The organism is Pseudomonas sp. 34 E 7 (genome assembly GCF_900005715.1).
In the GTDB taxonomy this organism is placed as follows: Bacteria; Pseudomonadota; Gammaproteobacteria; order Pseudomonadales; family Pseudomonadaceae; genus Aquipseudomonas; species Aquipseudomonas orientalis_A.
Genome location: NZ_CVTX01000009.1, coordinates 1 through 242 on the forward strand (window position 1 = coordinate 1; position 242 = coordinate 242).

Sequence of the window (242 nt, forward strand, 5' to 3'; positions counted from 1 at the left end):
CGCTACCACCACGGTTGGCGAAGGCGGCAACATCGTTTACACCGCCAGCCTTGTGGATAAGAACGGCGCACTGGTGACCAACATCACCAATCCGCTGACCGTCACACTCGATAACGGCCAGAGCATCACTATCGGTGTAAACCAATCGAGCGGCAGCGTTTCGGTTGTTGCACCAGATGACGTCTATAAAGGCGACCAAACCGTCACCACTGCTATCAAGACTGTCACTGGTGGCGAGCACT

At 55.4% G+C, this 242-nt stretch carries 1 protein-coding gene; it reads left to right on the forward strand.

Going from position 1 to position 242, the window contains the following annotated elements; genetic code table 11:
• The coding region (locus BFP96_RS00365) for an immunoglobulin-like domain-containing protein (protein WP_139113290.1) at nt 1-242 on the forward strand (242 nt) is incomplete at both ends.